Below are 24,793 nucleotides of genomic sequence, written 5' to 3'. Positions count from 1 at the left end.
TCACGAATTTTAATTCGTGAATTCGTGACAAAAAAACCTTAGAGCCTCAGGGCCTCAGTACCTTCTCTTAAAAACTATATGCCGCTCCAAAAATAACGCGTCCTTTTTCATCAGGAGACTGAAAATAAGAGATTCTGGCAGTAATTACATTAATAGCATTCAACCAAAGTCCGCCTCCATAATCCTGATGCCATTTTTTAGAATCTTCGCCATCAAGCCAAATTCGTCCGTAGTCAAAACCACCTAAAATTCCGTAAGTCAGAGGAGCAACAGTTCGTTGGATTTTTCCAATACTAAATCTCAAATCAGAACTTTGAGAGAAATACGAATTTCCTAAAAAACGTTCGTTTCTATAACCACGTAAATCAGTATCTCCACCTAAAGCCGCACCTTGATAAAATTCATAATTGTTATTTAAAATTGCTTTTCCTTTAATCAGAGTTGCTAGAACCAACTTTCCATTAGGATCAATTTTATGTGTAAATCCAAGTATACTTTCCAGTGTTGGAAAATTTTGCTTGGTTTCGTTTAAGTTTGTTGTCCACGTAGCCGCAATCATAAAAGCCATTCCTAAAGTTGGTTTTGCGGCAAAATCAGCATTTTTAAAAAGATATTTTACTTTTAAACCTCCATAATTCTGGCTGTCAAAAACAATTGGATTCACTATATTAGGTATATCAATATATCTGTTTTCTGTTTCTTCAACGGTCATTCTTTGAAAAATAGGTTGTACGCTAAATTCGCTTCCATATCTTCCAACGTGTCTTATGGCACCAGAAACATTAAATTTTTTGATTCTCACGCGATTATAATCTAATCCCAGCTCATCATCATTATTTTGAGTCTCATTTCCATACCCGAAATAATTAATTGCAAAATTTGGTGTTGTGTATAAGGATTCTACGTCAATAACCCACTTACCTAATAAACCTGGAAAATGAGCGGCATAATTAAACTCTAAACCGCCAGTAGCAAAATAATAAAAGGCATTAAAAACATGTCTTTGTGTATAAGGATTTTGCTTAAAATTATTTACAGTATAATTGATATTAACGCCCACTTTTACACCGTCATCAGGATTGTATCCAATATTTGGAAGGCCTGAAATTACATTGTATTTTGGTTTTTCATAATTGTATAAATTCACATCATAATCATCTGTCAACTGAGTTTTTGTTTCAGAATCCAGATTGTAGGTGTTTTCTTTTGATTTAAAATCGTAAACAATAACTTTTCTTCCGTTTTCAATGTTATAGGTATCATTATTTTGACCACCAATCAAACGAATTTTAATATTAGATTTTTGTTTTCCAATAACCTGAAAAACGTCGGCATCATCTAATCCATAAATCCATAAATTTTTAGTTTTGTCATCATTTACTGTTTTGGTGTAAATCAATTCATCGCCTTCTTTCTTCATTCTGAAAACCTGAATTTCGATGTTTTTTCTAGCGTTATGATTTAAAATAAATTTGTCTTTTTTGTCAGTTCCGGCAAGCATTACCGTTTTATCAAGCACATCTGAATATTCTGAAGCGTATTTTTGAAGCTCTTTTTTTCTGTTTTTTAATTTTCGTTTAATGTCTTCAATTGTTTCGTCCTGAACTTCCTTTGGTAAATTTTTAAATGCGTTATCAATATCGCTGTCGGATAAATGTTCCTGAATATATTTAGCCTGTTCGATCCAGTCTTTTTCTTCAGTAGTTTTTAGGAAAGCCAAATCTAATGGATAAGGTTCTCTGTTAATCCATTTTACATTGTCAATTTTATTTTTAAAAGTTCGCATATGACGAATAGCAGGAACGTTCATTAAAAGGGAAAGTAAAGTTCCGTCATATTTAGGGAAAGCCTGATCACGATCGCGTGGAATAGGCGTATATACTACTTTATCGCCAATTTTATGTTCTGCCCAACGCCATTGATCACTGTGCCTGTCCCAATCACCAATAAGCATATCAAATAAACGAACCCTGATATATTCTTTTTGATCAACCGAATATTTTTCGTCTTTATGAAGATTAGCCATCATGTCGTCAGTGCTAATAATATCAGTAGGTTTTCCAAAGTTTTTCCCATCAAGATGATTGTCAGCGGGTCTTTCTTCAACCATGTACAATTGATCTCCAAAATTCGAATTAAATTCTTTCAGGCCATTTTGCTTCGGAATATAATATAAAACCGGGTTGGTATGCAAAAGTCCCAAGTGGTCAGACAAACTTGCTACTGCAAAAGGAGTGTATGGATGCGTAGTGGTGTAAAAATCTAATAGAAAATCTTCGGCATAGGTTTGTTCAAAATCATTTACAACATATTGATCTTTAAAAGCAACCGACTGTAAAAATGCGGTAGCACTTTTTTTCATTGCGCGCATTACATATTCTCTTCCTTTCGGGTCAGACATTCTTAAAGAAACAGATTGATGTCCTCCGCCTTCGCGAATAGGTTTTAAACCGCCCATTAAAGTGTCTAAAGTAGCTGTTCTGGCTTCGATTGGCATACTGTAATACTTTCGGTAATGTTGCCCGAATAAGAATTTATGAAAGATACTCTTATCTGTCATTTTAGCCGAATAGATAGAAGTTGTAACTGTTGGCGGAAATTTATTGGCTACAATTGCCGCCCAGTTAATTTCTTTTGCCTTAATGATTTCACGTTCAAAAAGCTTTTTTTCGTGCTTATTTTCATTTCCAAAGAAGGTAACTTTTACATCACCACTTTTAAATAAAGTCAGTGTTGCGTAACCATTGCCGCCATACGAAAAATCATTTGGATTGATGGCTCTTGCTGCTTCAGATTTAGATCCGGCGCCGCTAATAATCTGTGTGATATTTTCCTTGTTTATAAATTGCAAATTATGATCATGACCAGAAACTACAATAACATTTTTCTGGCCTTGCAATAAGGTTTTAATTCGCTTGGCATAAATCGTATATTGTTTGTTTTGAAGATCCTGCGGACTTACACCGGAAGTCTTTCGAAGCAGATTAATGAAAGAACCAATTACAGGCAGTGGGATTTTTTTCTCCAAAGGAAACAACTGTTTTTCCCATGAATATTGTCCTCCATGCGACCCGTTGCTTAATAAAGGATGATGAATGGCAAGAACAACTGTTTTTTCCTGATTTTTATTTAAAATATTTTCCAGTTCATCAAAAAAGTCTTCGCGTGTTTTAATATCGCAATTGTCGTTTATCGTTGGATGGTTGTCCCAATCTTCTAAAAACCATTCACTGTCAACAGTAATTAACGTAGTTGTGCTATCAATTTTCACATCTTCAATAGGACAACTTTTTCGAGGAAGAAATGCTTTTTTGTCATTAAGATATTTGGTAACAAAATCAGCCTGATTTTCTAAACCTTTTATGCCACTATACCAATCATGGTTTCCAGGAATTACAATCGTTTTTCCTTTAAATCCTTTCGTCAATTTTAATTGATTGGTAAGTTTGGTTTCGGCTAAAGCCTTTTCTGAATCATTTTTATCAGCAGGAAAACCTTTTGGATATATATTATCTCCAAGGAAAATTAAAGTCGATTTTTTATTCGCGTTTTTAAGTTTTTGGTGTAATAATTCTAATGTTTGTTGCGCTTGTTCTTCATCGGCATTTCCGGCATCGCCTACTAAAAATAGGGTATGGGCAATTTTTATGGTGTCTGTTGCGTTCTCCGTTTCATTTGCACTTACATTTTTGCCATATTGTGCTTTATGTGTCGCGCAGGAATTAAGCAGAAGTGTTATGCTTATTACAAAAGAATAAGTTTTAATCTTCGTAATAAAATGGTTATACAAAAACAATTTCATAATTTAGTAGTATAAAAAAAATCTCTATGAATCTAATAGAACAATCCGAAGATTTCGTCAGTAATTTACTCAAAGATAAACTTTCTAATTTATATTCTTATCATAATTTTAACCATACTTTAACTGTAGTAAATGCTGTAAAAGAGCTTTGTAAAAAAGAAGATGTAAGTGGTGATGATAAAGAAGCACTTTTGTTGGCAGCATGGTTTCATGATACAGGTTATATTGAGGGCTATGAAAATCATGAAAAAGAAAGCATAAGAATTGCGACAGCTTTTTTGAAAGAGAAAAGTCAGTCTGATGAATTGATTGCAAAGGTTTCTAATTTGATTTTGACAACTTCAAAAGAATATGTTCCTAAAACGCATTTAGAGAAAATTATTAAAGATGCAGATTATGCCCATTTGATGGGAACGGAATATGTGACAACGTGTGAATTATTGCGTTTGGAAATGAAAAATACAGGATTAGCAGTTTTTTCAAATGCCGAATGGACAAAAGAAAATTTAAATTTTTTATTGAACAAACACCGCTTTTATACCGATTATGCTTTAAAAAAATGGCAACCTCTAAAAGAGAAAAACCTGATCCTTGTTCAGAAAAAGATAGACAAACAAGAATTGAAGGCGGCCACTGCAATTGAAGAAGAAAATAAAAAGAAAGAGAAAGTCGAAAAACCAGACCGTGGTGTTGACACTTTATTCCGCGTAACTCTTGGTAATCATACGCGATTAAGTGGTATTGCAGATAGTAAAGCCAATATTTTATTGTCTGTAAATGCAATTATTATTTCGATTGCACTTTCGTCAATTATTCCAAAATTAGACAGCCCTAAAAATGCTCATTTGGTGATTCCAACTTTTATTATGTTGATGTCAAGTGTAACGACAATTATTTTTGCGATTCTGTCTACACGCCCAAAAGTAACTACAGGCATTTTTACCCGGGAAGATATTGAGGCCAAAAAGATTAATTTATTGTTTTTTGGAAATTTCTACAAAATGCCCTTAGCAGAATATGATTGGGCAATGAACGAAATGATGAAAGACCGCGATTATCTTTATTCTACAATGATCAAAGATTTATATTATCTCGGATTGGTTTTACAGCGAAAGTATAATTTATTGCGAATTGCGTACAATATTTTCATGGTTGGCATAATCGTAACCGTAATTGCGTTTGTAATTGCTTTTAAAGGAGTGGGAGCATAAAGTTAAGCTCAACTAATTTAGTTGAGCTCATCTAATAAATCCTGATAGGTAATTTTTTTTGCAGGACTCGCAGTATTGTTGATCACTTTGACACGAATTGCTCTGAGTCCTGAAACACCCTGAAGATCTTCAACTTCAAATTGTTCTATAGCAGGTTCCAGAACTTTTTTGTGCTGTAGGTATTTGATATACTTTAAATACTCCGTTTCTTCGTTATTTTGAGAATAAACGATTGTGATTTTTTCTTTCTCTGTGATTCGGTCTTTTGTTCCTTTGATATTTGCTTTGTCAATTCGTTTTTTTACGACTTCGTATCTTGCATTGTAAGTTCCGTCAACATCAAAACGTTTTTCATCCATTCTAAAACGAATTGAAAGTGGCGCACTAAAAACTAAAATCAAAGAAGTAACATCCAATTCATACGGAAGCGACTCTTTAAGCTGATGATGTTCTAATTCCATTTCGCATAAAGTTTGTAATTGCCATAAACGCAAGTTGTGCAAATACATAATATCGAAAGGTTTAGATGGAGAAATTGAAGATCCAATATATAAATTATGTTCTACACCATCCGTTTTAAAACGTTCGTAATAATGCGGATAAATTTGTTGTGCTTCTAATTGTTTTTTATCTAAAACAGAAGCTAATTTTTTATTGATAATAGACATTGCATTATCAAATTTCTTTCTTTCCTGATAAAACAAACCGGTTTTTTCATCCAGGTTTTCAAAGTACAATTCTTCTAATTTCTCGTTTTTGGCATTACCCTTTGTGTTTCTTAAAATCGGATGTATTTCGTCTTCAATATATCTCTGAATATGTTGTTCTGTGTCTGCTTTTAATGGAAAATCCAATTCGTCACGAAGCGATTCCAACTCAAATTTTCTTTGTTCTAAAAGAACCAGATTCGAATTTGGTTTTTGGTTATCAAAAATTTCCAAAAGCGTATTAAGCTGACTTTTTAAATCTCTTTTTACGGTTTCATTTCGATGTTCTGATGAACCTTTAATATCAATCTGTCCATACAATGGATACACATTTTTAAAGACGATTTCTTTAAAAATATAATCTTTTGTAGGATTGTTGTTTTGGAAGTAATTCTGAGACTCTTTTCTGAATTTCCAATAAACACTTGGGTGAATTGTAGTGTATTCACGCTGAATAATCGCCTCAATCTGGTGTTGCATATCTGTATTATAACGATCGATAGTATCGGTTAAATACGGTAAGACTAGTTCCAGTTTCTTAACATTAACACTGTTTAAGGCTCTTACATCTGAAGATACTAATTCTAAAACACCTAATAAATGATCCTCTTTTATAACCGGTGCAAAGACACAACTTTGAATATTTTGTTTTAATAAATGTTCACCCAATTTTTTGTTTGGTGATTCTTCTATGAATTTGCTTACGCTCGAAATCACAAAAGGCTCCTTCTTATTCAATAAATTCTCAAAAGAACATCCAAAAAAGGCGTTTTTACAATCTATTTCCTGATCATGGGAAAGTAAAAAACTCTGTAACTGACTTTCTAATTTTGTAGGTTTGACAAATTTTTCTTCTTCGGGATTATAAATAATGAAACCTACTCTTAAATCAGGAATTTTAAATATTGATTTAAAGATATTAGCTATAATTTCATCAGTTGCAACTGATTTTGTATCCGGTTTTAACAGATTACTTTTCAAATTTGATATGGCACTTTCTGTCGTGGCATCAAATAAGGATACTATTCCGAATCCCTTTAAGATCCAGCTTCCTTTTGGAAATTTAGATTTCCAAAGTTCAATATCATCATAGTTGTCAATTAATGTATCAATGTCATCCTGAGTTAAGGGAACAGCGTTTTCTGTTGGAGTAATTTCCATAAAATCCGCATTGTATAAGATTCTATAATGTTTCTCGATCCCATCTTCATCCGGAATATCATAGAAAAACGGTTTGTTAAAATCGATACGCTGTTTGTAATAACTACTCAGAATTAAGCAACAGTTATTAATGTAAAACTGATGATCATCAAAATCCCGAATTTCCATATAAAATTCATCACCCGCATTACGCAGGATTTTTTTGAAACGCTCCGTATAATTAAAGGAAATATTTTGAAAAGGAATCGTAACCGCTTTGATTTCGTTTTGAGTTAAGGCCGTCGGGAATAAATCAGCTAATATGTATTTGATTAAAGCTTCATTATTTTTAATTATGGAATAATCCTCAATTCCTGTTCTTAATTCGGGAATTGATTCAATTTGTTGTAGTATGGCCTTAGCATAGTTTGCACGATAATCAATATTCGAGGAAGCTATTTCTTCAAAAGATTCAATTAGCTTGTGAAAAGAAATGATAGTTTTAAAAGGACTTTCGTTATGTAAATGAATATCCATCTTTTTTGTTTTTAGGTTACAAAATTAAGCATAAATTAAGAATGTTTTACAATTTATAATTTCTTTCGTTTATGGTTCGATAGATAGAAGCCTTGTATTTAGGGGTGTTTTTTAAGAGATTAATTATTTTAACTAAAAATTAACGCTAATAATAACGGAATGATCGTTCCGTTATTATATCTTTGTACCATAATGATTGAATAATCAATAACTTAAAAACAAATAAAATGAAAAGTTTAGAAAACAAAGTTGCGATAGTAACCGGAGGAAACAGCGGGATTGGGTATGCAGCAGCAGCTGAATTAGCAGCGAAAGGGGCAAAAGTAATTATTACAGGAAGAAACAAAGAAGCTTTGGCAAAGGCTGAACAAGAATTGAATGTGAAAGGAATTGTATCAGATCAATCTGATTTGAAATCAATCGATTCTTTGGTAGAACAAGTTGCCGCTCAATTTGGTAAAATAGATATCTTATTTTTAAATGCAGGAATTGCTTCTTTTGCGCCAGTTGAGTCTGCGTCAGAAGAACATTACGACAGCATTATGAATGTAAATGTGAAGGGAGTTTATTTTACAGTTCAAAAAGTATTGCCAATATTGAATGATGGAGGTTCTATTATTTTTAATACTTCTGTTAATGCTCATGTTGGTATGCCAAATTCAAGTGTGTACGCATCAAGTAAAGCAGCAGTTTTGTCCTTAAATAAAGTTTTTGCTACAGAATTAGCACCAAGAAAGATAAGAGTAAACGCAGTTTCTCCTGGTCCTGTTGAAACTCCCCTTTATGGTAAATTAGGTTTAGAAAAAGCAGAAGTAGAAGGTTTTGGAGCTATTTTAGGAGAGAAAATTTTATTAAAACGTTTTGGACAAGCTTCAGAAATTGCAAAAACAGTAGCATTTTTAGCTTCAGATGATGCATCATTTATAACCGGCGCTGAAATTATTGTTGATGGTGGACTTACTGTAAATGCTGTAGTATAATTTTTTTTTACAGAAATTCAGGAATGATTGTTCCGTATTTTTTATACCTTTGTAAGGTAATTTAATTTTGAAATCATGGCCAGGACAAAAGAATTTAATGAAGATCAGGCTTTAGACAAGGCAATTGAAATATTTTGGCACAAAGGATATAACGGAACTTCGGCTCAGGATTTAGTGACTTATTTAGGTTTAAGCCGTTCTAGTTTGTATGATACTTTTGGGGATAAGCAAAAACTCTTTGCCCGATCTTTGCAACGTTATCAAAAAAATGCACAGGATCAAATTGTAAAACTTTTTGATGAATCTGAGAATATAAAAGAAACATTGCAGGGTATCTTTAAACAAGCTGTTATAGAAAGTCTCGAAGACCGAATTACCAAAGGCTGTTTTATGATAAACTCGTCTGTAGAACTTGCCATGCATGATGAAGAAATTGGAAAGATTGTGAAAAATAACAGTCGGGTTATGGAAGAGGCTTTTACAAATGCAGTTCAGAAAGGTCAAAATGCAGGACATATTTCTACGAAGATAGGTGCCAGAACTCTAGCGCGATTTATCTTTAATACTTATTCGGGAATTCGTGTTTTGGCCAGAACAGGCGAAAGAGACAAACAAGTTTATGACGATATAGTAAAAGCAATGTTTTGTTTATTATAATATTAGAGAAGCATTCAAATAAAAAACGGCAGACATCACATGGGTATCTGCCGTTTTTTATTCCATAAATCTGAATCTATTTTGTTCTCATGATTACCTTTTCGATCACAGAAAATTGATTGCTTTCTCCAACTTTTGATTCCGTTTGTTTTCGGATAAAATATTTATCAAGTTCGTAAGAAACAGCAGATGAATCTGAAAGTTCTTTTAAGATTCGTTCTTTTGGTATTTCAAAACGACTTGTAATATTATTTTGGTCATGCATATACATTAATATTCCATCGGTTGTGTTTAAAAAAATGGCTTCTTTTTTTAATAGATTTACAAAACTAATTCCGGGATTCTCAGATTGATGTGGTTGCCATCCGCTGCTTAATTTATTTAATTCTTTTTCTAATTTTCCAGGTTCTTTTAAAGCTATTAATTTTTCTAAGTCTTTAAATTCGATATCGCGATTAGAAATATGTTTGTATTTTTTTACCGATTCATCGTCAATTATAACTCTGAAAATTTGTGGATTTTTAGGTAAATAAATAATTTCGACATCAAGACCAACTCCTACTTTTGAATATGCTTCTGCTGAGATATCTTCAGCTATAAGTTTATGTTCCACATTATCATCAGTAGTTAAAGTTAATGCAAGTGTATGGTCTGTATAACTACTTCTGGAGGATTGAGTTGTTTCAGAGAAGCCGCTATCAATAGTTGCTTGTGCAATAACACCTTCTTTTTTAATTTTTTCTTCAAGACGTTTGCTAAAATTTATGTTGATAAAAATGGACCCGAAAATAAAAATAGCAATAGGGATTAAAAAATTAGTTGCACTGTTTAAGTTTGAATCATCTGAATCGAAATAAAACAATTCGCTTATGGAATCCATTTTTGTGATTCCAAGAAAAACAAAAAATGCCACTAACAATGAAGTTACGACTCCAATAGACCATCCTAAAGAATTGTAATCAGTTTCAGGGAACAAAAAGAAAGGTAAAATAAGAATTATCAGGGCAACAAAATACCATTTTAGGTTTTTAATATTCATAATTTTGGGGATTTAAGATGAGAAGATAAAATTTGATGATCCACTGCCTTTAATTAGAAATGAATGTTCGATGTTATTAGAATCCAGAATGGTAACCTGAAAACTATAATCTTTGTTATTATAGAAACTAAAATTATCACTTTCCGTATTCTCCAGAATAAATTTTGTAGGTTTCGATTTTGTTCCTGCAGCTACCTCCATGGGTAATTTTGTATTCCACGGTATTGAGTTTGTAACGTTTTTAATAGATGTAATTTTAAAAGCGGTACTAGAGTTGGTTAACTCAATCTGAATTACTTTATAATCGCTATAGGTTTGCGCAATGTTTATTTGAGGCTGGAATTTTTTTTCTACTGAAACCAATACATATAATCTATTTGATTTAAGAAGATTTTCGCCCTTGTAATTATACGTTTTAGAAGCATCATAATCTTTGTTAACGGCATTTTTTAGTGCCGCTTTTGATATTGAAATGGTATCTAAGTTTTCTTTATTATCATTGTAACATTCTTCTAATTCTACTTGTGTCGAATTAAGAAAAAAGCCCGGAATCAGCGTAAATAAAATTCGATCAGCATATACTTTTTCTACTTTTAAATACATTTTAGATTCAGAGGAATCTTCTTTGGTATCTTGAAGTGTAAAGATTTCGTTTACAGCTGGATTGTCAATATAGTTATCAAGAAGCTGAACTTTTTCGGTAAAATATTTAAGATCTTGTTTTTGATAATTACTTTCTTTTACTTGCTCTACAAGAAAATAAATTAAAGCTCCTATGCAAAGTAAGATCGGCAGTGTATAAGTATACCAGGGGCTTCTAATTTTTTGTCTTTTTTTTATTTCGTAGATATAATGAGCAGGTAATTCATATAATTGTCCATCTTTTTTTATGGCCCATATTTTTCCTGTTCCAAAAAAAGGAATCCAGTAAATATGAAAATAACTTTGACGAATTTCTATGTCGAAATGATTGTCCTGTTGAGTAGTAAAACCAAATTCATGCGAACTAAGTTCCTTAATTTTAAAATTTCTTTGACCGAAAACTATTCTCATATTTGGGGGGAGTATTGGTTTTGTATAGGCTTTATTTCTGTTTAATGTTTAGAAAAAATGTTAAAATTTATTTGACGAATATATTAAAATAAATGTATTATTAACAAGTATTTTTTTGTAAAGAAGTAATTATCAATAAAAAACGGCAATTACATAGGTAATTGCCGTTTTCTGTTTTAGTAAAGTAAGTAATAGAAAATGAATAACTTCTTAGCTTTTTTCTTCTTTATTGAAATACACTAAGTAGTAATACATTTGTTTTTCTTCATCCCAGCCTTTTTCAACAAATTTTTCTGCACTTTCAGGATTGATGAAATCCATTTTAATCTGAATATGAGTATCCAGATTAATAACGTTTTTAATCGATTTTCTGGCGTCAGAAACAGCTGCGTTGGCAATAGGGAATGAGGTTACATCTTCGATGCTGTATTTTTCTCCTTTATCAACTTTATAGTTTTTGAATTCAGGAATTAAGTCTGGATTATCTAATACTTCATTCAGGAAATTTTGTTCCTCAAACTGATCATTTTTAGCGAAATAATTCACAGATCGGTTCATAAACATTACTTCCTCTTTCTTGTCTTCTGCTGGCAAAACAACATCTTTTGCAAAGCCCTGACAGAATTTTAAATATTTTTTTGTGATGAAGTTTTCGTCTTCAAAAGCATCAACAGATAAAAAGTGCTCTAACCAATAACGCGCATCGTAACGGTTGCTGTCTACGGTTAAGATTTTATAGCCTTCCTCTTTTTTATAGTTAAAAATCAAACATCCTTTGTCTAATTTGCTTAGGTTGATTCCTTGTTGTAAAATCATTTCAAGGTTGCTGTCTTTTTCTTCAAATTGTAAAAAGTCCGCTTGTAACTCACTTTTAAAAATTCCGATAGCATCAACAACATTGTTATCAATACCTAAATTTGTTAGATAAGTCACATAAACCTCTCCATTTTTAATGTGCGGATGGTTGGACTGCTCAAATAAATGTGTCGTAATTTTTTTTGAGATTTCTTGTAAATTCCCCGGATTGTTAAAAATCTCAGTGGCATATTTAAACATGTCGTTATAATCCAAATCGACTTCGTGCGCAAACTGATAATAGTTTTCTTCTTTCTCTCTAAAAGGTTTAAAAAAGTACTCTTTTATCAGAGGCACAATTTCATCATTCAAATTAAAAGGCTGTTCCGATAAAAAAATCGCTTCGTTTCTGCTTTTGTTTCCTACGCGGTGTATCGCAAGCGTCTCGATGTGGGTGTTGAAAAGGTTGATCATATTTTTTTAGGTACTGAGGTTCTGAGATGCTAAGGTACTGAGGTTTAGTTTCTGTCTTTTATTTTTTTAATAAAAGAAACTAACATTCTTTCTACTTCGCGGCTGTCCTCATATAAGTTATTAAAATCGTATTCTTTTAAATAAGATATGTTTTTTGCAATTTCTAATTGGGTTTGCATTTCGAATAAAGATCCAACGGAAATGTTTAAAAAGCGTAAAAACTCTTTATCACTTTCTCTTCCAAATCCTTCTGCAATATTACTGGGAATAGAAATCGAACTACGTCTAATTTGTGAAGTTAATCCAAAAATTTCTTCTTTTGGAAAATTATTTGTTGAAAAGTAAATTTTGGTCGTCAAGGCCATTGATTTTTGCCAGATAAGCAGGCTTCTAAAATACTCATTTTTTTATATTTTATTAATCTGTAAAATTAATAAAATAATAAGAAAAAACTTTCAAAACAAAACCCTTAGAACCTTAGAACCTCAAAAACTAATTCCAATTCTCCTCAAACCCATAATCCTCAAAGCTGTCGTCGCCTTCGAACATGTCTAAGTCGTCTTCGTCCAGATCATCTTCAAATTCGCCGTAGATATCGTCGTGCATATCGGCTTCAAAGTTTTTTTCGATGGCTTCGTCAGGCATTTCTCCGTGAGAGAATAAAGTTTCAGGATACGGAACTCCGGCAATTTGGTCTTCAATAGCGGCTAATTCAACTAAGAAAGTCCACATATTGATGAAGTCGTACACGTAGATTATTTTAGTGTTTTGTTCATCTAAGAGATCAGATAATTTGTAATCGCTCATGGTTCTCTGTTCTCCCGGAATGTCGCCGGTATCAAAAAGTGCAATTTCATCTTCCTGATTCCAAGTTTCATCGCAGGTATAAAACGAAGCTACTTCCATTCCGTCAAAACCAAAAGCGTTGAAGATTGCATTGTGTAAATCTTCAAGCGTATCATCTTCAAGAATTGCAATGTCTCTAAAAATATCTTCTTCGGCGTCTAGAATTACTCTAAATTTATAAACCATAATCTCTGTTTTTATTGAAAGGTCAAAGGTAAAATATAATTAATGATTTACGAATTAGGAATTGTGATTTGTTGAAAAGATTTTTCTTTTGTGTTTATAGAAAAATTATTTTTTTTTACCCAATCGTTTTCTAATCTTATGATAATGTTTATGGTAAGTACTATGACTCGGATAAGTTCTGCTCGAAGTCATATTATTAAAGATTAAAGCCGTTAGAAACAAAATTAAACAGCCAACTAAGACTGGAGAAAGCACATACATATACCCCAAAGCTTTTATTTTATCAGAACCAATAATAGCAATAAGAGCCGTTGCTCCTCCGGGCGGGTGCAGGGTTTTGGTAATTTGCATTAAAATAATAGCGAGTGAAACAGCAAGAGGTGCAGCAATCCAGATAATATCCGGAGCTAGTTTATGAACTGTAACCCCTATAAGTGCTGAAACTAAATGTCCGCCAATTAAATTTCGGGGTTGTGAAAAAGGGCTCTGAATAATTCCGTAAACTAAAACACTAGAAGCTCCAAAAGAACCAATTAAATAAACCGCGTCATTTCCTGAAAAATGTATTGACTGAATGTAAGCCAGAATTCCGATACCGACGAATGATCCCAAAAATGACCAAAAATGTTCTTTATAATCTACTAAAGTTTCTTTGTAAAGAATATAACGTGTTTTGCGATATCCTCTTTTTATTTTTTGAACAGGCATGTGGTATTTCTATTTTTAATAAACTTCGGCCCTAATTTTTGCTACAGATTTAATTACTCAAAAAAAAATTAATAATCTGTCTAATTAGTGAAAAATATCTTTTCTACTTTAATAAACTCGGAGCGTAGGTATAAACCGTGTGTGGGTAGATCATTTTCGCTGTGTATTTAGAAATTAGGCAAACTACCAAAATTGGGAAAAATAAAGTGTAATCGTTTGTTAATCCACAAACTAAGAATATTGCTGTAAAGGGTGCGTGAATACTTGCGCTTAGAACAGCTGCCATTCCGATAATCATAAAGTTTACAGGAATTACATTTACATGAAAGAAGGTATTTAAGATTGAAGCCAATAGTAATCCTAAAAATGCTCCGATAAATAAACTAGGGGCAAAAACCCCGCCGTCACCGCCAGAAGCTAATGTAATTGAAGTTACGATTGGTTTTAAAAGTAGAATTCCAACAAAGGTAAGAGCCAGCGTTATTGTTAATGGAATTTCTGAAGAATTGGCAAAAATTGCTTTTATAGCATGATAACCTTCTCCGTATAATTGAGGGAAAATAAATAGTGAAATGCTCAAAACTGCTGATCCCAAAATAATTTTGTAATAATGAACTCCAATTTTTCCAAATTGAGATTTAAAGAATAAAACACAACGAGTAAGATAAACGGAATTCATTCCGGCCAAAATCCCCAAAAGAATAAAATACGGAATTGCTTTTAAATGCCAGGTTGTAATCGTAACAGCAAACAAGGGTTCTTCTTTTAAAATAGTAAGCAAACCAAAAGCTACTGAAACGGCGATAACATTAGATATAATAAAAGCGCGTGTCACTTTTCGTGAAATAACTTCCAAAGCAAATAAAATTCCGGCGATTGGGCTGCTGAATAAAGCGGTAACTCCCGCGGCAACACCCGCACAGATTAATTCGGTTTTGTATTGGCGAAAAATATTTTCTTTTTGTTGTGCTACAGAACCAATTGTGGCTGTGGCAACAACGGTGGAAACCTCTATTCCTGTTGATCCTCCAAAAATTACAGTTAATAATCCGTTTATAAAGTGTGATGGAATTTTGTATGAAGGCAAATGTTTTGTTTTTGATTCTGTACTTTCAAAAACTTCTTTGATGCCTTTGTTTTCCTTCTTTTTGAAAAGATATTGTCGCAGGAAATAAATTACAGATAATCCAAAAACAGGAAAAATGATGTAAAAAATCGGATTTACCGAAACTTCATGAAAGAAGATTTCTTCGTAATATTCCGTAATTTTTTTTAGTGAGATTCCAAGAAAGGCAGAGAGAAAGCCAATTAAAATAGAAACAATAACTAATTTTCGGAATTTAATAAATTGATGATTTTTTTTGATTTGCGCCGTTTTGTTCATCAGAAAGTTAAATTTGTAAACCGCAATATTTTTATGCGGATTACAAAATTAGAGATCAAAATCGGTTTTTGCTAAAAAATAGTCATTATATTATGTTAAAATTGAGAATATAGGAAAAATCTTTCAGTGTGTTTTTATTGATATAGCGAAAAGGTATTTGCCACAAAGACACAAAGGCGCTAAGTTTTTATTTAGTTTTAATCGCGTAAAGAGAAGCGAAGCCGCAAAGTTTGGTTTCACGCAGATTTTAAAGAGATTTTGGCAGATACACGCAGATAAATCAGTAAAAAATAAATCAGTAAAAAATCTGTAGGATCCGCTTAAATCTGCTGAATCTGCGTGAAAAAAAATCCTTTAATTCTTTTAATCTGTGGCTAAAAAACTTTGCGACTTCGCGACTTTGCGACTTTGCGAGATTATTTTTTATCTCTCATAAAACTCAATCGGCAATTCATCCGGATCAGCGATGAAAGTAAATCGTTTTTCAGTGGTTTCATCAATTCTGATAGGTTCTGATTCTATTTTTTTGGAATTCAGAAAAGCAATTGTTTCATCTAAATTAATTACTTCAAAAGCCAGGTGTCGCAAACCAACTGCTTCTGGTCTCGACGGGCGTTTCGGTGGATTTGGAAACGAAAACAATTCGACAATATAAGTGCCGTTTAAGGCTAAATCAAGTTTGTAAGATTGACGTTCTTCACGATAAATTTCTCTAATAATAGTTAATCCCAAAACTTCAGTATAAAAAGTTTTAGATTTTTGATAATCCGAGCATAAAATGGCAATGTGATGAACTTTATTTAAGGTAAGCATTATGTGTTTAATTCAGGTTCTTGATTTAATTTTCTAATTATTTTCGCCGGATTTCCAACAGCCAATGAGTTGTCAGGAATGTCTTTTGTAACGACAGATCCTGCCCCAATAACACAGCCTTTTCCGATAGTTACTCCTGGACAAATTACAGAGTTTCCACCAATCCAGCAATCGTCTCCAATAGAAACGGGCAAAGCATTTTCTAATGATTTTCGCAATTCGGCATCAAGAGGATGAGTCGCTGTGTAGATTTGAACATTCGGTGCAAAAAACACATTGGAGCCAATAATGACCGGCGCGCAATCTAAGACGACACAATTGACATTGAAATAAACGTTGTCGCCACAAGTAATATTGTATCCATAATCGCAATGAAATGGTGGTTCTATATAAAAACCTTTACCAGTATTCGGAATTAATTCGGCTATAATTTCTTTGGCTTTCTTAGTCAAACGATATTCGATTACGTTTAAGCGATGTAATAAATTCTTGGCTTTTCGACGTTCTTTTACTAAAACAGGATCACCTGCATTGTAATATTCTCCCGAAATCATTTTTTCTTTTTCTGTTTTCATAATATTTCAGTAAAAGTAATTTCTTTATTTAATGTTGTTTTTTTTAAGTATTTCATCTAAAGAATCACTTCCCCATTCTTCATTCATGTTTTTGTTTTTCTTTCTCATTTCTAAAATTTTATTATTTATAGACTTGTCTTTAAAAGAAATTAGTGTTTCAACAATTGGAAGATATATATAGGGATTATCTGCTGATTTTAATCTTTTAAATAATGCATCATTAAAATATGGATTCTTTAATGATGCGGTTTTTTCACAGTACATTTCAAAATCATTAACAGGAGCACTTGTGATTTTATATTTAATTATATTGTATGCTACCTCTTTGTCATTTAATAAAATAAAATTTAGCATTGTTTCTTCTAAATTTTCTGAGAATATGCTTTTAGTTATTTTAGGCACGATCTTTTCAGTTTTTATTTGATAAGCTGGTAGAAGTTCTTTTTTGCTCAATTCAAGTACTTTACCTGCATTTACATTTAAAAGATATTCAAAACCTTCGAGAGTAATTATATGCTCATTTTTCCAAATATTCCATAATAAATCATTATAGAGCGTACATCTGTTTGCTAAAATAGCTTCATACACAAATTTGATATGGTATTCTTTAATATTTTGATGTTGAACTTTTGTAAACGGAACTTTTAGCAATTCAACTGCTTTTTGATTTTTATACGATGCAATTGCCGTGTACAATTCTAACCATTCACCAGAAAAATGATCATTATCTAAAGTTTGGTAAAGATTTTTCTCTAAAAAAGGAATAAATCGCAAATCTGGAAAATTTTGAATAGCTTGATAAGTAGAGTAATAACCGCTTTCCGGGTTTTCATCTTTAGCTTTGTTTTTCAGAATTAGTTCAATATCATTTGGATTTTTATATTTAGATAAAGTAACTAAAGCACTTTGATTGTGATTTTTTATTACCAGATTTCTGACCTTAGGATATAAATATTCAGTTGGAACTGCATTTTCGATTGCATCATATCCTGCATAAAGATTGTTTTTTTTGTAAATTAATAGACTGTCTAACTGATTAAATTCAGCCTGACTTAATTTTTTAATCTCAGAATTCTCATATTTTGGATTAACCAGATCAATAAAAAAATCACCTACTTTTTCTGTAGATTTAATACATCCAAATTGAGTTTCTACCGGAGTATCGTCATTAATATGTTTTTTTACGATTGAAAACAAATCTGCATTTTTATCCAATGCCAAAGCCCAGAAAGAATAACATTTTACCACTCCATTAGGATGATTCGTTAGCAGTAAAAGTTCCTCTTTTGATGCATTCTTTTTTAATTCTTCAAAATTTTCATATTGTTCTGGTGTAATTCCGGCAGAACCTACTGCAGATCCCATAACAACATTTTCTTTTTCTATTTTTTTAACGATTAAATTGGTTTCATTTGATATTTCAGTTGTGTTTTTTCCAGAACAACTCCACATAAAAATGACAGTTGTGAGAGATGCAATTGCAGCAAATCGTAGAACAAATTTATTCATCATGTTTGAAGAGGAGTTGATATTAAAAATTAGAGAAAATTTAAATTACATCTTTGTCTTAGCGATTTTTTCATGAATTTTCACAGTTTCCTGCAAAGCCGCTGTCGCATACCATGGCGTTAATTCGGCTTCGAGCAATTTTGCCTTTATAGCAGGATCAGTCGCGACAAGTGCTTCTGCTTCCTGAACAGTTTCAACATTAAAAACATAAATACCTCTGTAATTTCGATCGTTTTTCATAAACGGTCCGGCTACAACCAATTTTCCTTCTTTGGCTAATTTGTTGATATTGGCCATATGACCTTCAAATAATTTTTGAGTTTCTTCTTTTGAGGCAGTAGTGTTGGTACCGGTTTTTAAAAGGCAGAATACATATTTTTTCATTCCGTTTGGTTCTGCATTCAAAGATTTAGCCAGATTTTCGTCATATTTGACTTCGGTTTCCTGAGCAAATCCAACTGCACTTAGGAGTAAAAACGCGAATAATGATATTGATTTTTTCATTTGAAATGTTTTTAAAGTAATTTCTTTAAAATCACAATCTGTCCCAAATGATAAACGTCATGCTGAATAATGCCATGAATATCTTCATAGAAATTATGATTGTTGTTTGGATCTATTTTATCAAAATCAGCATCATTAAAATCATTAAAAAAGACAGTCCATAATTCTTGTGATTTTGCCAGACTTTGAAGGGATTGCTCCCAGGCGGCTTCAGATGCATCTAAAACAGGTACAAAATAATTATGGTCAGGGGTTACTATTGTTTCTCCCTGGACACGTCTTAGAATGTTCCTTCTCCATTGTATAAGATGATTAACAATTTCCCAAATCGTATTTAAATTAGGGTTTATTTTTCTATAAGCCTGTTCTGCAGTCACATCTTTTAAAGTATTTGCTAAAGTAACCTCCAGCCATGGATTTCCATTGTAAATGGATTGGTATAAATTTGAAACTCTTCTGCTTTCTGACATTGTGATATTGTTTAATTGTTTGACTTTTAAAGATATAAAAAATGAATCTAGTTAAATAATTTGTTTCTTAGCTTTCTCTGTTTCAGTATTGAAAATTATTAGACCTTCTTCCTGACTATCAAATTGAAGGACTAATTCTCCTTCTTTATTCCAAACAGAACTAAAACCAGTACTAATGAAATTATCACATTCTCCAATACAATTTGACATTAAAACAGGTATTTTATATTTTTTAGCGATGTTTGGATAATGAACATACCCTTTGTCTATTCCGTTTTGTGACTTTGCAACGCTTGCGATATAAATTTGGGCTCCAAGTTTAACAGCTTCATCCACATGATCGATTTGTAAGCTCTCGTAGCAAATTGCAGGTACGATTTTTTGATTTTTAAGAGTGATTAAAATTTGTTCATTTCCATTTTTAAAATAAGGCAATTCGTCCTCATGAAGCTGTTGCTTTGAATAAACAAGTCTTGGCTGTTTGGGCTGAAAAATAATCATGCTGATACGAATTTCGTTTTGATGTATAGTTGGCACTCCAACTCCAAAGGCAATCATTTTCTGGTCGCTGGTCTCTTGCAATACATCGAATTTGTTGTCATTTATATTTACGGCAAGTTTTTCTGAAAGTTCGGGTTCATAACCTGTTAATGAAAGTTCCGGAAAAAAAATGAAATCAGCTTTTAATATAGAAGCAAGGTCAATAAATTTAATGTGTTTTTCTATGTTAGCCGGAATATCTCCTTTAACTGGTTTTATTTGTGCAATGGCAATGTTCATTGGTTTTTTTTATTAGAAAGAAACAAAAGCTAAGATACAAATAAGTATTTTACAACTCATCCCCGAAATTCTACAATTGGGTTATTTAATATTTTTTAACAAGAATTGTTAAAATATATTTGCTTCATCAAAATCAAAAACCATGAAGACCAAATTATTTTTTACAATTGCCTTTTTATTTTTAACAGCTTTTATTTTTGCTCAAAACACCATTTCTGGAAAAGTGGTTGACGAAAAAGGAAAACCAGTTCCGGGCGCCAATATTTATATAGATGGAACTTACGATGGCGCTACAAGTTCTGAAACTGGAGAATTCTCTTTTGAAACTACAGCAACAGGAAATCAATTTTTAATAGTAAGTTTTTTAATTTATGATACTTTCAAAAAAGAAATTGATGTTACTAATTTTAAAGATCAAACGGTAAAATTAAGAGAAAATGTAAATGCACTGGATGCCGTTGTAATCACTGCAGGAACCTTAGAATCTGGAGATAAAGCAAGAGTTTCGGTTCTTAAACCTTTAGATATTGTAACCACCGCAGGATCAGCCGGAAATATTATTGCAGCTTTACAAACTTTGCCGGGAACACAAACTGTTGGCGAAGACGGACGTTTGTTCGTTCGTGGGGGAGAAGCCAGCGAAACGCAGACTTTTGTTGACGGAATTCGTGTCGCACAACCGTACGGAGCTACAACCAATAATTTACCAACCAGAGGGAGATTTTCTCCATTTTTATTCAGCGGAATTGCATTTTCAACAGGAGGATATTCAGCTGAATATGGAGAAGCTTTATCGAGTGTTTTATTATTGAACACACAAGATGAACCAGATATGAACAAAACTGATATCGCTTTAATGACTGTTGGTTTTGGGTTGGGAAATACACAAAAATGGGAAAAAAGCTCTTTAAGCGTAAATACAGCTTATATTAATTTGGCTCCTTATCAGGCTGTGATTCCGCAAAATGTAGATTGGAATAACCCATACCAATCGTTGTCTGGTGAAACGGTTTATCGTTATCATTTTACAAACGGAATTTTCAAATTATACGCTGCATTTGATTCGGAGAAATTTGATTTGAATCAGAAAAATATAAACTTCGAAGATAAAATCAGAACCGATTTAAACAATAATAATTTCTATTTGAACGCTTCTTACAAAGGAACTTTTGGAACAGGATGGCAATTAACATCCGGAATCAGTTATGGCTACAACAACAATAAAATAAAATATGATATTAATGATGTTGACAGCAACGAAAACGCCGCACAATTGAAGTTAAAACTGAGAAAAAATGTTTCTGATCATTTTAAATTGTCTTTTGGTGCTGATTATTTCATTACCAAATTCAATGAAAATTTCGATGATAATGCTTCTATTCAGGTTTCAAACGGTTACGATTCAAACATTGCCGCTTTTTATACCGAAGGAGATATTTTATTCTCAAAAAATTTAGCAGCAAAAGTAGGTTTTAGACTTTCGAATAATAGTTTGTTGAATGAAACTAATATCGCACCAAGAGCTTCAATTGCGTATAAAGTTTCAAAAAGCAGTCAGTTTTCTTTCGCTTACGGAGATTTCTCTCAAACGCCTGTTGTAGATTATATTAAATATTCAAAATACCATCAATTTGAAAGTGAAAAAGCAAGACACTATATTTTAAACTATCAATTTACAAAACCAGGACAGACGCTTAGAGCCGAAGCTTACTATAAAGATTACAGCAATTTGGTTCAATACGACACAAGAGATATTGCTTATAATTCGGTTTTCAACAATAATGGTTCGGGATATGCAAAAGGTTTGGATATATTTTGGAGAGACAGCAACTTATATAAAAACTTAGAATACTGGATTTCTTATTCTTATATCGATTCTGAAAGACAATACAAGAATTTTCCAACAATGGCGACGCCAAGTTTTATTGCCAATCATAGTTTATCAATTGTAACAAAATATTTCATTACCGACTGGAAATCGCAAATTGGTTTCACCAACAGTTACAGTTCAGGTCGTCCGTACAATGATCCAAACCAAACACAGTTTATGAACGGAAAAACAAAATCGTATAACAGTTTGAGTTTTAACTGGGCGTATTTATTAACAACTCAAAAAATCTTGTATTTCTCCGTTTCCAATGTATTAGGAAGTCAAAACGTATTCGGATACGATTACGCCAAACTTCCAGACGCCAGCGGAGTGTATCAAAGACAAGCTGTTGTACCAACCGCAGATCGATTTTTCTTCATAGGTTTCTTCTGGACAATCAGTAAGAATAAAAATGAGAATCAGTTGAAGAATCTTTAAAAAAGGTGCTAAGGTTCTGAGATACTAAGATGCTAAGGTTTTTTTAGCAGCTCAAATTTTAGAAGTTTTAAAAAGACACAAAAGGGGGAAAACCTTAGAACCTCAGCATCTTAGTATCTCAGAACCTCAAAAAAAACAATTCAGTCATCAAATTCGACAACTCAGTATCATTTAATTTTAAAACAGTAAAAACAGCTATACTTTTGAAGTATAATTAATCACAGAGTTTTAATCATCAATAAAAAAAAACTTAGTCCCGAAGCTTCGGGATAGTAACTCAGAATCTTAGAACCTTAAAAAAAAGAAATCATGACCAAAATTATTACAATTACCACGTTATTTATCTGCAGTTTATTATCTGCACAAACACAATTTGAACAAGGAATGGGAAAAGCTTTTGGGCTTTGGAAAGAAGGAAAAAATACTGACGCTTCGGCAATGTTCGAAAGAATCGCAGCGGCAGAGAAAACAAGTTATTTGCCAAATTATTATGTAGCTTTAATCAACACTACATCGGCTTTTTCTGAAAAAGACAAAACCAAAATCGATTTGTTATTGACAAAAGCACAAGACGCTTTAGACATCGAACTAATTAAGGACCAAAACAATGCGGAACTTTATGCAATGCAGGCTTTGATTTATACAGCCTGGGTAGTTGCAGATCCGATGACAAACAGTATGAAATATTCATCTAAAGTGATGGAAGCTTACGCAAAAGGAAAAGCGATAGACCCAAACAATCCAAGAATTGTTTTTGGAGAAGCCGATTATCAATTGGGAGGAGCAAAATGGACAGGAGTTGATACAAAACCACTTTGCGTACAAGTTGATAAAGCTGTCGAACTTTTTGCTACTTTTAAACCAGAAACACCTTTTTCTCCAAAATGGGGATTAGAAAGAGCTTTAGAAGCACAAAAAAATTGCAAAAAATAAAACTAATTTAAGCTGATTATAATGAAAGATAATAGAAATACATATGCAGATTTAAAAAGCGGAACAATAGTTTCGTTTAAGATTTCTATGATTTTTACTGTAATATTTTCAGCTTTTTTAGGAGATGATTTAACGTTCCGAAACGTTCTGATAACCTTTTTTATAAGTTGTCTTTATTCCTTTGGAGTAGGTTTTGGAAATGGATATATCAACGTTCTTTTAGACAAAAAATGGGATTGGTTAGAGCAGACAAACTTAAGGGTTTATTATGGAATCATGGTGACGATTTTGTATACGGTACCAATTGTTCTAGGAATAAATTATTACGTTTATGTTATCCTTCAAAATTTCCCGATAGAGAATTTTTTTAGTGAAAGAATGATTTGGATACATCTGTTTTACATCATTTTATCTTTAGCTGTTTCAACTTTCATGCAGGCCAGAAGTTTTATGGTAAAATGGAAACAGGCATCAAAATTTGAAATAACACAACAAAAGATTATTGCGGGAACGGCAAACGCCAAATTCGAAAGTTTAAAAAATCAGATTGATCCGCATTTTCTTTTTAACAGCCTAAACGTATTAAGTTCTTTGATTGAAGAAAATCCGGATAATGCCCAGCGATTTACTACTTCTTTATCTAAAATCTATCGTTATGTTTTAGAACAAAAGGATAAAGAATTGGTTTCTGTTGATGATGAATTGTTGTTTGCAAAAACCTATATGAATCTGCTTAAAATGCGTTTCGAAAATAGTTTGTTTTACGAATTGCCAACGACACCAATTAATCCGGACGCAAAAGTGGTTCCGCTGTCATTACAGCTTTTACTTGAAAACACTGTAAAGCACAATGTGGTAAGCGAACAAAAACCGTTGCATATTCGAATTTTTATTGATGGAGATTATTTAGCGATTCAAAATGATTTTCAGAAGAAAGAAGTTTTACAAGACAGACAAGGAGTTGGACTACAAAATATCGTAAACCGTTACGGAATTGTAACCAACAGAAAAGTATTGATTGAACAAAATGAACAAACATTCACGGTTAAGATTCCGATTTTAACAAAACAAATAACAGTTATGGAAACAAATGCAGACTATAGCGATGAAAATAAAGCTTATTTCAGAGCTAAAAAAAGAGTAGAAGAATTAAAAGGATTTTACGGAAATGTAATTTCGTATTGTTGTGTAATTCCGTTTTTAATTTTTATAAATTTGAGGTATTCTCCTGGATTTCAGTGGTTTTGGTTTTCGGCTTTAGGTTGGGGATTTGGGGTTGTAATGCATGCTTTTAAAGTTTTTGGTTATAGCTCAGATTGGGAAGAACGAAAAATCAGAGAAATTCTCGAAAAAGACAACAACAAGCAAACCTGGAAATAATT

General features: G+C 32.4%; 21 protein-coding genes. 6 read left to right on the top strand and 15 right to left on the bottom strand.

The window, feature by feature from the left end:
• Nucleotides 1-67: 67 nt before the first annotated feature.
• The gene (locus tag ASC72_RS22035) at nt 68-3,802 is read right to left on the bottom strand and encodes a metallophosphoesterase (protein WP_056196094.1); all 3,735 of its coding nucleotides are present in this window, start codon (nt 3,800-3,802) and stop codon (nt 68-70) included.
• 26 nt (nt 3,803-3,828) lie between these two features.
• Between ASC72_RS22035 and ASC72_RS22030 the strand changes: the two genes are divergently transcribed.
• Nucleotides 3,829-5,013 carry a Pycsar system effector family protein gene (locus ASC72_RS22030; RefSeq protein WP_056196091.1) on the top strand — a complete coding sequence of 395 codons (1,185 nt, stop codon included), beginning with the start codon at nt 3,829-3,831 and terminating at the stop codon, nt 5,011-5,013.
• 17 nt (nt 5,014-5,030) lie between these two features.
• Here the strand turns inward: ASC72_RS22030 and ASC72_RS22025 are convergent, their stop codons facing one another.
• On the bottom strand, nt 5,031-7,397 hold the full coding sequence (locus ASC72_RS22025) for a GAF domain-containing protein (protein WP_056196087.1): 2,367 nt from the start codon (nt 7,395-7,397) through the stop codon (nt 5,031-5,033).
• 227 nt (nt 7,398-7,624) lie between these two features.
• On the opposite strand from ASC72_RS22025, the gene ASC72_RS22020 reads away from it, so the two are divergent.
• Both ASC72_RS22020 and ASC72_RS22015 read left to right on the top strand, forming a co-directional pair.
• Entirely contained in the window at nt 7,625-8,377 is a 753-nt protein-coding gene (locus ASC72_RS22020; RefSeq protein WP_056196084.1) for an SDR family oxidoreductase, read from the top strand.
• 75 nt (nt 8,378-8,452) lie between these two features.
• Nucleotides 8,453-9,034 carry a TetR/AcrR family transcriptional regulator gene (locus tag ASC72_RS22015; RefSeq protein ID WP_056196081.1) on the top strand — a complete coding sequence of 194 codons (582 nt, stop codon included), beginning with the start codon at nt 8,453-8,455 and terminating at the stop codon, nt 9,032-9,034.
• Nucleotides 9,035-9,110: 76 nt separating this feature from the next.
• On the opposite strand, the gene ASC72_RS22010 is transcribed toward ASC72_RS22015, so the two are convergent.
• The 13 genes from ASC72_RS22010 to ASC72_RS21950 form a co-directional block, all read right to left on the bottom strand.
• Nucleotides 9,111-10,073 carry a hypothetical protein gene (locus tag ASC72_RS22010; protein ID WP_056196079.1) on the bottom strand — a complete coding sequence of 321 codons (963 nt, stop codon included), beginning with the start codon at nt 10,071-10,073 and terminating at the stop codon, nt 9,111-9,113.
• Nucleotides 10,074-10,085: 12 nt separating this feature from the next.
• On the bottom strand, nt 10,086-11,126 hold the full coding sequence (locus ASC72_RS22005; protein ID WP_056196075.1) for a hypothetical protein: 1,041 nt from the start codon (nt 11,124-11,126) through the stop codon (nt 10,086-10,088).
• 210 nt (nt 11,127-11,336) lie between these two features.
• The gene (locus ASC72_RS22000; RefSeq protein ID WP_056196072.1) at nt 11,337-12,395 is read right to left on the bottom strand and encodes a nucleoid-associated protein; all 1,059 of its coding nucleotides are present in this window, start codon (nt 12,393-12,395) and stop codon (nt 11,337-11,339) included.
• 44 nt (nt 12,396-12,439) lie between these two features.
• Nucleotides 12,440-12,760 carry a four helix bundle protein gene (locus tag ASC72_RS21995; RefSeq protein ID WP_056196069.1) on the bottom strand — a complete coding sequence of 107 codons (321 nt, stop codon included), beginning with the start codon at nt 12,758-12,760 and terminating at the stop codon, nt 12,440-12,442.
• Between the two features lie 127 nt (nt 12,761-12,887).
• The gene (locus ASC72_RS21990) at nt 12,888-13,427 is read right to left on the bottom strand and encodes a hypothetical protein (RefSeq protein ID WP_056196066.1); all 540 of its coding nucleotides are present in this window, start codon (nt 13,425-13,427) and stop codon (nt 12,888-12,890) included.
• Nucleotides 13,428-13,532: 105 nt separating this feature from the next.
• Nucleotides 13,533-14,135: an HPP family protein gene (locus tag ASC72_RS21985; protein WP_056196063.1), complete on the bottom strand. Its 603-nt coding sequence runs from the start codon at nt 14,133-14,135 to the stop codon at nt 13,533-13,535.
• A gap of 103 nt (nt 14,136-14,238) precedes the next feature.
• Nucleotides 14,239-15,519, bottom strand: a complete 1,281-nt coding sequence (locus ASC72_RS21980) for a chloride channel protein (RefSeq protein WP_056196061.1) — start codon at nt 15,517-15,519, stop codon at nt 14,239-14,241.
• 423 nt (nt 15,520-15,942) lie between these two features.
• Nucleotides 15,943-16,332 carry a VOC family protein gene (locus ASC72_RS21975; protein WP_056196058.1) on the bottom strand — a complete coding sequence of 130 codons (390 nt, stop codon included), beginning with the start codon at nt 16,330-16,332 and terminating at the stop codon, nt 15,943-15,945.
• Nucleotides 16,332-16,907 carry a sugar O-acetyltransferase gene (locus ASC72_RS21970; protein ID WP_056196055.1) on the bottom strand — a complete coding sequence of 192 codons (576 nt, stop codon included), beginning with the start codon at nt 16,905-16,907 and terminating at the stop codon, nt 16,332-16,334. The genes ASC72_RS21975 and ASC72_RS21970 overlap by 1 nt, the downstream gene beginning before the upstream one ends.
• 24 nt (nt 16,908-16,931) lie before the next feature.
• Entirely contained in the window at nt 16,932-18,419 is a 1,488-nt protein-coding gene (locus ASC72_RS21965) for a hypothetical protein (RefSeq protein WP_131725846.1), read from the bottom strand.
• A 42-nt stretch (nt 18,420-18,461) separates the two neighbouring features.
• Nucleotides 18,462-18,920 carry a YciI family protein gene (locus ASC72_RS21960; protein ID WP_056196048.1) on the bottom strand — a complete coding sequence of 153 codons (459 nt, stop codon included), beginning with the start codon at nt 18,918-18,920 and terminating at the stop codon, nt 18,462-18,464.
• Between the two features lie 11 nt (nt 18,921-18,931).
• Nucleotides 18,932-19,390, bottom strand: a complete 459-nt coding sequence (locus ASC72_RS21955; RefSeq protein ID WP_056196045.1) for a DinB family protein — start codon at nt 19,388-19,390, stop codon at nt 18,932-18,934.
• A gap of 51 nt (nt 19,391-19,441) precedes the next feature.
• The gene (locus ASC72_RS21950; protein ID WP_056196043.1) at nt 19,442-20,170 is read right to left on the bottom strand and encodes a carbon-nitrogen hydrolase family protein; all 729 of its coding nucleotides are present in this window, start codon (nt 20,168-20,170) and stop codon (nt 19,442-19,444) included.
• A 142-nt stretch (nt 20,171-20,312) separates the two neighbouring features.
• Here ASC72_RS21950 and ASC72_RS21945 point away from each other — a divergent pair, with 142 nt between their 5' ends.
• The 3 genes from ASC72_RS21945 (at nt 20,313) to ASC72_RS21935 (ending at nt 24,791) form a co-directional block, all read left to right on the top strand.
• Entirely contained in the window at nt 20,313-22,478 is a 2,166-nt protein-coding gene (locus ASC72_RS21945) for a TonB-dependent receptor (protein ID WP_056196039.1), read from the top strand.
• A 309-nt stretch (nt 22,479-22,787) separates the two neighbouring features.
• Complete coding sequence (locus ASC72_RS21940; RefSeq protein WP_056196037.1) at nt 22,788-23,411, top strand: hypothetical protein; 624 nt, start codon at nt 22,788-22,790, stop codon at nt 23,409-23,411.
• Nucleotides 23,412-23,432: 21 nt separating this feature from the next.
• On the top strand, nt 23,433-24,791 hold the full coding sequence (locus tag ASC72_RS21935) for a 2TM domain-containing protein (RefSeq protein ID WP_056196035.1): 1,359 nt from the start codon (nt 23,433-23,435) through the stop codon (nt 24,789-24,791).
• The last annotated feature ends 2 nt before the right edge of the window (nt 24,792-24,793 follow it).

It is taken from the genome of Flavobacterium sp. Root420 (assembly GCF_001427905.1).
Lineage (GTDB): Bacteria > Bacteroidota > Bacteroidia > Flavobacteriales > Flavobacteriaceae > Flavobacterium.
This window is presented reverse-complemented; position numbering and strand designations above follow the sequence as displayed.

Bases quoted from the DNA above. Each gene is read 5' to 3' on its own strand.
- ASC72_RS22035 (WP_056196094.1), bottom strand. From the start codon at position 3,802: ATGAAATTGTTTTTGTATAACCATTTTATTACGAAGATTAAAACTTAT.
- ASC72_RS22030 (WP_056196091.1), top strand. From the start codon at position 3,829: ATGAATCTAATAGAACAATCCGAAGATTTCGTCAGTAATTTACTCAAA.
- ASC72_RS22025 (WP_056196087.1), bottom strand. From the start codon at position 7,397: ATGGATATTCATTTACATAACGAAAGTCCTTTTAAAACTATCATTTCT.
- ASC72_RS22020 (WP_056196084.1), top strand. From the start codon at position 7,625: ATGAAAAGTTTAGAAAACAAAGTTGCGATAGTAACCGGAGGAAACAGC.
- ASC72_RS22015 (WP_056196081.1), top strand. From the start codon at position 8,453: ATGGCCAGGACAAAAGAATTTAATGAAGATCAGGCTTTAGACAAGGCA.
- ASC72_RS22010 (WP_056196079.1), bottom strand. From the start codon at position 10,073: ATGAATATTAAAAACCTAAAATGGTATTTTGTTGCCCTGATAATTCTT.
- ASC72_RS22005 (WP_056196075.1), bottom strand. From the start codon at position 11,126: ATGAGAATAGTTTTCGGTCAAAGAAATTTTAAAATTAAGGAACTTAGT.
- ASC72_RS22000 (WP_056196072.1), bottom strand. From the start codon at position 12,395: ATGATCAACCTTTTCAACACCCACATCGAGACGCTTGCGATACACCGC.
- ASC72_RS21995 (WP_056196069.1), bottom strand. From the start codon at position 12,760: ATGGCCTTGACGACCAAAATTTACTTTTCAACAAATAATTTTCCAAAA.
- ASC72_RS21990 (WP_056196066.1), bottom strand. From the start codon at position 13,427: ATGGTTTATAAATTTAGAGTAATTCTAGACGCCGAAGAAGATATTTTT.
- ASC72_RS21985 (WP_056196063.1), bottom strand. From the start codon at position 14,135: ATGCCTGTTCAAAAAATAAAAAGAGGATATCGCAAAACACGTTATATT.
- ASC72_RS21980 (WP_056196061.1), bottom strand. From the start codon at position 15,519: ATGAACAAAACGGCGCAAATCAAAAAAAATCATCAATTTATTAAATTC.
- ASC72_RS21975 (WP_056196058.1), bottom strand. From the start codon at position 16,332: ATGCTTACCTTAAATAAAGTTCATCACATTGCCATTTTATGCTCGGAT.
- ASC72_RS21970 (WP_056196055.1), bottom strand. From the start codon at position 16,907: ATGAAAACAGAAAAAGAAAAAATGATTTCGGGAGAATATTACAATGCA.
- ASC72_RS21965 (WP_131725846.1), bottom strand. From the start codon at position 18,419: ATGATGAATAAATTTGTTCTACGATTTGCTGCAATTGCATCTCTCACA.
- ASC72_RS21960 (WP_056196048.1), bottom strand. From the start codon at position 18,920: ATGAAAAAATCAATATCATTATTCGCGTTTTTACTCCTAAGTGCAGTT.
- ASC72_RS21955 (WP_056196045.1), bottom strand. From the start codon at position 19,390: ATGTCAGAAAGCAGAAGAGTTTCAAATTTATACCAATCCATTTACAAT.
- ASC72_RS21950 (WP_056196043.1), bottom strand. From the start codon at position 20,170: ATGAACATTGCCATTGCACAAATAAAACCAGTTAAAGGAGATATTCCG.
- ASC72_RS21945 (WP_056196039.1), top strand. From the start codon at position 20,313: ATGAAGACCAAATTATTTTTTACAATTGCCTTTTTATTTTTAACAGCT.
- ASC72_RS21940 (WP_056196037.1), top strand. From the start codon at position 22,788: ATGACCAAAATTATTACAATTACCACGTTATTTATCTGCAGTTTATTA.
- ASC72_RS21935 (WP_056196035.1), top strand. From the start codon at position 23,433: ATGAAAGATAATAGAAATACATATGCAGATTTAAAAAGCGGAACAATA.